The sequence below is a fragment of the uncultured Microbacterium sp. genome (assembly GCF_913776565.1).
Classification (GTDB): domain Bacteria; phylum Actinomycetota; class Actinomycetes; order Actinomycetales; family Microbacteriaceae; genus Microbacterium.
Genome location: NZ_CAJYPF010000006.1, coordinates 1 through 5,622, shown reverse-complemented (window position 1 = coordinate 5,622; position 5,622 = coordinate 1). Strand labels below are relative to the sequence as shown.

General features: G+C 73.8%; 7 protein-coding genes. 4 read left to right on the top strand and 3 right to left on the bottom strand.

The window, feature by feature from the left end:
• A partial coding sequence (locus QZ433_RS00365; protein WP_295779483.1) for a Clp protease N-terminal domain-containing protein occupies window positions 1-1,118 on the bottom strand: 1,118 nt, incomplete at its 3' end.
• Between the two features lie 98 nt (window positions 1,119-1,216).
• Complete coding sequence (locus QZ433_RS00360) at window positions 1,217-2,047, bottom strand: hypothetical protein (RefSeq protein ID WP_295779482.1); 831 nt, start codon at window positions 2,045-2,047, stop codon at window positions 1,217-1,219.
• Between the two features lie 95 nt (window positions 2,048-2,142).
• Between QZ433_RS00360 and QZ433_RS00355 the strand changes: the two genes are divergently transcribed.
• From QZ433_RS00355 to QZ433_RS00340, 4 genes are all read left to right on the top strand, one after another.
• Window positions 2,143-2,940, top strand: a complete 798-nt coding sequence (locus QZ433_RS00355; protein ID WP_295779481.1) for an EI24 domain-containing protein — start codon at window positions 2,143-2,145, stop codon at window positions 2,938-2,940.
• A gap of 24 nt (window positions 2,941-2,964) precedes the next feature.
• The gene (locus QZ433_RS00350; RefSeq protein ID WP_013585971.1) at window positions 2,965-3,114 is read left to right on the top strand and encodes a hypothetical protein; all 150 of its coding nucleotides are present in this window, start codon (window positions 2,965-2,967) and stop codon (window positions 3,112-3,114) included.
• Window positions 3,115-3,168: 54 nt separating this feature from the next.
• Entirely contained in the window at window positions 3,169-4,272 is a 1,104-nt protein-coding gene (locus QZ433_RS00345; protein ID WP_295779480.1) for a methyltransferase, read from the top strand.
• A 104-nt stretch (window positions 4,273-4,376) separates the two neighbouring features.
• Complete coding sequence (locus tag QZ433_RS00340; RefSeq protein WP_295779479.1) at window positions 4,377-4,931, top strand: hypothetical protein; 555 nt, start codon at window positions 4,377-4,379, stop codon at window positions 4,929-4,931.
• A gap of 20 nt (window positions 4,932-4,951) precedes the next feature.
• Here the strand turns inward: QZ433_RS00340 and QZ433_RS00335 are convergent, their stop codons facing one another.
• Entirely contained in the window at window positions 4,952-5,416 is a 465-nt protein-coding gene (locus tag QZ433_RS00335; RefSeq protein WP_295779478.1) for a DUF3817 domain-containing protein, read from the bottom strand.
• Window positions 5,417-5,622 lie beyond the last annotated feature (206 nt).

The following is a 5,622-nucleotide window of genomic DNA, read 5'->3' as shown; positions in this document are numbered from 1 at the left end:
ACGCGCACGGGCTGCAGGCGCCGTTCGAGGGCGGGGTCCTTCTCGATCGTGCGGTACTCGCGCAGGGTCGTCGCGCCGATCAGGTGCACGTCGCCGCGCGCGAGGCGGGGCTTGAGGATGTTCCCGGCGTCCATCGAGCCGTCGCCGGTGCCTCCGGCTCCGACGAGCGTGTGCACCTCGTCGATGAAGACGACGAGCTTGTCGGATGCCGCGATCTCGTCCATCGTCTGGGTGAGGCGCTCCTCGAAGTCGCCGCGGTAGCGGGCGCCGGCGAGCATGGCCGCCAGGTCGATCGAGACGATGCGGGTGCCCCGCAGCTGCTCGGGCACCTCGTTCGCGACGATGGCGCGCGCGAGTCCCTCGACGACGGCGGTCTTGCCGACGCCGGCCTCGCCGATGAGCACGGGGTTGTTCTTGGTACGGCGGCTGAGGATCTCGATGGTCTGCTCGATCTCGTCGGCGCGGCCGATCACGGGGTCGAGCTCCCCGGCGGCGGCGCGCGCGGTGAGGTCGGTGCCGAAGCGGTCGAGGTTCGGGGTGGCGCTCGCCCCCTCGGCGGGATCCGGGGCCTCGGTCTCGCCGATGACCGTCTCGCGCACACCCTGCGTCAGCGCCTCGGCGGTGACACCGGCCTGCGCCAGGATCTGCCCGGCGGGCGCGTCCTGCGCGAGGACCAGAGCGAAGAACAGGTGGTCGGGGTCGACGTACGTGGACCCCGCGGCGCGGGCGACCTGGAAGGCGTGGAACAGCGCGCGCTGGACCGAACCGGCGACGACGGCGCCGTCGACGTGGGCCGGCGCACCGGCGGCGGGCAGGCGGCTCTCGGCGGCACGGGCGATCGCCGCCGGGTCGGCGCCCAGGCGCGCGACGGCGTCCTTGGCGGGCGAGCGTCCGACGAGCACGTGCAGCACGTGCAGCGCGTCGAGTTCGCGCTGTCCGCGTCCGAGGGCGAAGCGTCCGGCCTCTTGCAGGGCGTCCTGCGTGCGGGCGCTCAGGAACCGACTGAGGTCGATGGAGCGCTCGGCGCGCGCCTGCTCGCCCGCGAGGTAGCGCGCGAGGAACTCGTCGAACGACTGGGCGCCGTCTTCCCCAGCGCCGGGGGTGAAGTTGTCGGGCAATTCCGTCTCCTGTGATACGTGAGTGCGGTTGACTCAAGTTTGCAACTTGAGCACCGTCGTATCAACTTCAACGCACACCCTCCGGGGGTATTCCCGGTTCAGCCGCGCAGCGTCGGATCGACCTCGTTCCACAGCTCGACGGTCTGCACGATCCAGAACACCGAGAACAGCAGCAGCGCGACCGCCTCCCCCACCAGCACCACAGGAAAGCCCGTGCGATCGACGCCGGTCGCGACACCGAGGACGAGCAGGACCAGGGTCGCGGCGATCGCCGCAGCGACCACCGCGTACGCGGCGCGCACGCGGGTACTCCGACGTCCCGCCGGCTGCGGGCGCCATGCGGCCAGGCCGGCGACGGCCGCGATGATCACGAAGAACGCCACCGCCGCGATCTCGTGCGCCGCCGTGAGGAACGCCGACGGCGCGGCCACCGCCCATCCCGCCCCGCCCACCACGAGCAGCCCGATCACCGCCGTCGTGACGACCACTCCGCGACTCAGCGTGCCCTGCACCCGCGCCAGGATCACCGCCGCGACGACGCCCAGAAGGACGACGGATGCCACGGCCACGCCGTTGTCGACGACGGTGGCGCGCACCTCCGGCGGGACGCAGCGCGACGGTCCGTCGCACCGCTCCCCCGTGACCGTGGTCGGCACGAACGCCACGACCAGCGCGAGCACCGCGCCCACGTCGAGCAGCCCCTGCTCGAGGCTGCGTCCCGACAGCGCCAGCAGCGCGAGGGCGATCGCGCTCAACGCCCCCACGAAGACCGGGCCGGCGGGGGTGTAGTACGCCGCGCTCACCGACGGCAGGGCCCCGCGCGTCACTAGCTCCACGCCAACGCCGATCGCGAGGAACACCGTCGCCCCGATGATGGCGAGCCGGACGTAGCGATAGGTGCGTTGCGTCGACGTCGTGCGGATCCGCATGGGGGCATCCTGCCAGCGATCACCGACACGCCCCGCGGTCTGGACGGCGGGATCCGACCCCGCCGTCCCCGCCGTCGGTCTGCGAGACTCCCCTCATGCGTGAATTCCTCGCCGGGGCGGGCCTGCTCGCCCGCGGCCTCGGTCAGTGGCGTCGGACGCCGGGCGCGATGGCTCTCGGCCTGATCCCCGGAACGCTCGTGGGGATCGTCTTCGCGGCGGCCCTGATCACGTGGGGATTCGTTCTTCCCGACCTCGTGGTCGACTGGACGCCCTTCGCCGACTCCTGGGCGCCGGCCTGGGCGGCGACCGTGCGCACGGCGATCGGCATCGCCTCGTTCGGGGCGGCCCTGCTCATCGCGGTGGTGTCGTTCACGGCGGTCACCCTCGCGGTGGGCGAGCCGTTCTACGACCGCATCTGGCGGGCGACCGAGCGCAGTGCGACGGGTCTGGTGCCTGACGCCGAGTACGGCTTCTGGCGCGCCGCGGGCGACAGCGTCCGCCTGATCCTGCGCGGTGTCGTCGCTGCGGCGGTGGCCTGGGCCATCGGGCTCGTCCCGTTCGTCGGCGGCATCCTGGGATTCGTCACCGGCGTGCTGCTCACCGGGTGGCTGCTGGCCGACGAGCTCACCTCGCGCGCCCTGTCGGCTCGGGGCCTCGACCGGCGCGCCCGGCGCGAGTTGCTGCGGCGCCACCGGACCCGCGCGCTCGGCTTCGGCGTCGCCACGCAGCTGTGCTTCCTCGTGCCGCTCGGTGCGGTCGCCGTCATGCCGGCGGCGGTCGCCGGCAGCACCCTGTGGGCGCATGCCGCGCTGGGCATCGCCACCCGTCCGATCGATGCGACCGCAGCGCGACCCGCCCCGCCCGCGGACCGACGCGCCGACCCGGCACGATAGCCTGGAGCGACCGAAGGGATCCTCATGTTCATCGTCTCGCTCATCCTGTTCGTCGGCGGCATGCTGCTGACCGGCCTGTCGTTCTCCCTCGCCGCTCCCGCGCTCTTCTTCGCGCTCGGCATCATCCTCGTCTCGGCCTCGCTGGCCCTGCCCTTCCACTTCGGCACCCGGTAAGCACGGTCGCGGGGGGCGGACGCGATCACCCCACCGCCCGGGTACCGTGAAGCGGTGCCTCTCTCGTTCGACGCCCTCCGCCGCCGCCCCGACCTCGAGGGTCCGGACCTGGTCGCCGTCGACGCCGCCGACCGCCTGATCCTCGACGAGTCCGCCGACGCGCGCGACGGCCTCGGCCCCGGTGAGCTCGTCGTGATCGCCGACGCCTACGGCGCGCTGACCCTGGGGGCTGCGGATGCCGGGGCCCGCGGCATCCGCGTGCATCAGGACGAGCTGCTCGGCGAACGGGCCCTCGCGGCCAACGCCGCCGAGGCGGGGCTCGAGGGCACCTTCGCCTCGCATGCCCTCGACGAGGAGCTGTTGCGCGGCGCGCGGGTCGTGCTGCTGCGGCTTCCGCGATCGCTGCGGGCCCTCGACGACATCGCCGGGCTCATCGCCCTGCACGCGCACCCCGACGTGGTCGTCTTCGCCGGCGGGCGCCTCAAGCACATGAGCGTGTCGATGAACGAGGTGCTGCGCCGTCGCTTCGACCGACTCGACGTCTCGCACGCCCGACAGAAGTCGCGCGTTCTCATCGCGCGCGGCCCGCATGACGGCATCGACCCACGGCCCGACGAGGCCGAGGTGGACGGCCTGAGGGTGCGCGCGTTCGGGGGCGCCTTCGCGGGGGCGTCGATCGACATCGGCACGCGGCTCCTGCTCGCGCACCTGCCCGCGCCGCGCGGCGCCGAGGCGATCGACCTCGCGTGCGGGACGGGGGTGGTCGCGGCGACGCTGGCGCTGCGGCATCCCGAGCTCCGGGTGACCGCGTGCGATCAGTCCGCCGTCGCCGTCGCCTCGGCGCGCGCGACCGCCGCGGCGAACGGGGTGTCGGACCGCGTGCGCGTGGTGCGCGACGACGTGCTCTCGTCCTTTCCGGATGCCACCGCCACCTTCGTCGCCCTGAACCCGCCGTTCCACACGGGGGCCGCGGTCACCGACCACCTCGCGCCGCGCATGTTCGCCGACGTCGCCCGCGTGCTGGCACCCGGTGGCCAGCTCTGGACCGTGTGGAACTCCGCGCTGCAGTACCGCCCCGCGCTCGAACGACTGGTGGGCCCCACCCGTCAGGTCGCGCGGGACCGCAAGTTCACCGTCACGGTCTCGACCCGTCGCTGAGGCGGCGGAGGCGGCGGGTCCCGGCGGTGCGCGCGCCCCGCGCAAGAGCCGCCCCGCGCCCCGCGAATCGGCGTATCGTCACTGTCGTCGACGAGGAGGTCCGCATGCCGAAGCGCACGGCCGGGGCGGTGCTGAGCGCTTTCGCGCTCGCGGCGGGACTGGTCGCGGCCCCCGCCCCGGCGAGCGCCGTCGTGCGACTCGACCCGCCGTCCGACACCGCGTCGGCTCCCCTGCTCGCGGACTGCTCGAGCGTGACGCCGAACGGCCGCGCGTACGCCCGATTGCACGCGATCCCCCTCTGCGGAGCCGACACGACCCCCGAGGACCGACCGCTGCGCACCGAGAGCGTCGGGGGCGAGGAGTGCGGCACCGTGACCCTCACGGCGACCGGCCGGGGCGGCGGGCTGGTCTCGATCTCGTGGCGCGTGGCGTCGAACACCGGCCCCCTCATCGGCGTCGCCCTGGACGTGTCGTACGCGGGCCGCCTGGGCGGGGCGGTACGCCGCTACCGGCAGGACGAGGCGTCGCTGAACGCCACCGGACGCGCACTCGCCTCCATCGGCGCGGGTCGCGCGACGGCGACCGTCTCGGGCACGGTCCAGACCTTCACCGCCACCTGCCGGGTCGCCCCCGCGAGCGTGCGCATCCAGTCGCGATGAGCCCGGGGTGACGGCGGGGGTCAGCCCTTGCCGCCGGGCGGGCCGACGATCAGCAGCACCGCGAACACCAGGGCGACCGCCGCCACCAGGGCCAGGGCCAGCACCGCGGGGCGGCGCAGGAAGAAGCGCAGCACCCGATCGGTCGGTCGCCGGTCGCGCGGATCGTCGGTCTCGTCCAGACGCCACGCGCCGCGCAGGCGTCCGGTGCGGTGCAGCCAGATCTCGGTCGGCACCGTCGCATAGGGGATCACCGCGCTCACGACCGCGATCGCGGCGGGGCCGAACCCCCACCGCTGATGAAGCGCGACGAGCACGGCCGTCGCCCCGTAGGCCAGGAAGACGAACCCGTGGATGCCGCCGCCGATCGAGACCGCGATAGGCAGGTCCGCCGTGGCACGCAGGATGAGACCGCCGATGAGCAGCGTCCACGAGACCGCCTCGGCGATGGCGAGGGTGCGGAACAGGGTCAGGGGCGTGCGGAACACGGTCCTCCTCGAGACGGGGTGGGCCCGTCCAGCCTAGGCATCCGCCCCTCGCCGTGCCGGCGTCCGTCTCGACGTCGAGGAGTCACTCGATGGGCTGATCGTCCCCGTCCAGCGACGGATCCGAACGCTCGCCCTCGGCCGCGGTGGACGTGTCGGGCTCGGGCCCGGGTTCGATCGGCTGCTTCTCGCGCTCGGCATCCATGGCT

Excerpts from the sequence above, each read along its gene's own strand:
- QZ433_RS00360 (WP_295779482.1), bottom strand. The coding sequence starts at position 2,047 with ATGCGGATCCGCACGACGTCGACGCAACGCACCTATCGCTACGTCCGG.
- QZ433_RS00355 (WP_295779481.1), top strand. The coding sequence starts at position 2,143 with ATGCGTGAATTCCTCGCCGGGGCGGGCCTGCTCGCCCGCGGCCTCGGT.
- QZ433_RS00350 (WP_013585971.1), top strand. The coding sequence starts at position 2,965 with ATGTTCATCGTCTCGCTCATCCTGTTCGTCGGCGGCATGCTGCTGACC.
- QZ433_RS00340 (WP_295779479.1), top strand. The coding sequence starts at position 4,377 with ATGCCGAAGCGCACGGCCGGGGCGGTGCTGAGCGCTTTCGCGCTCGCG.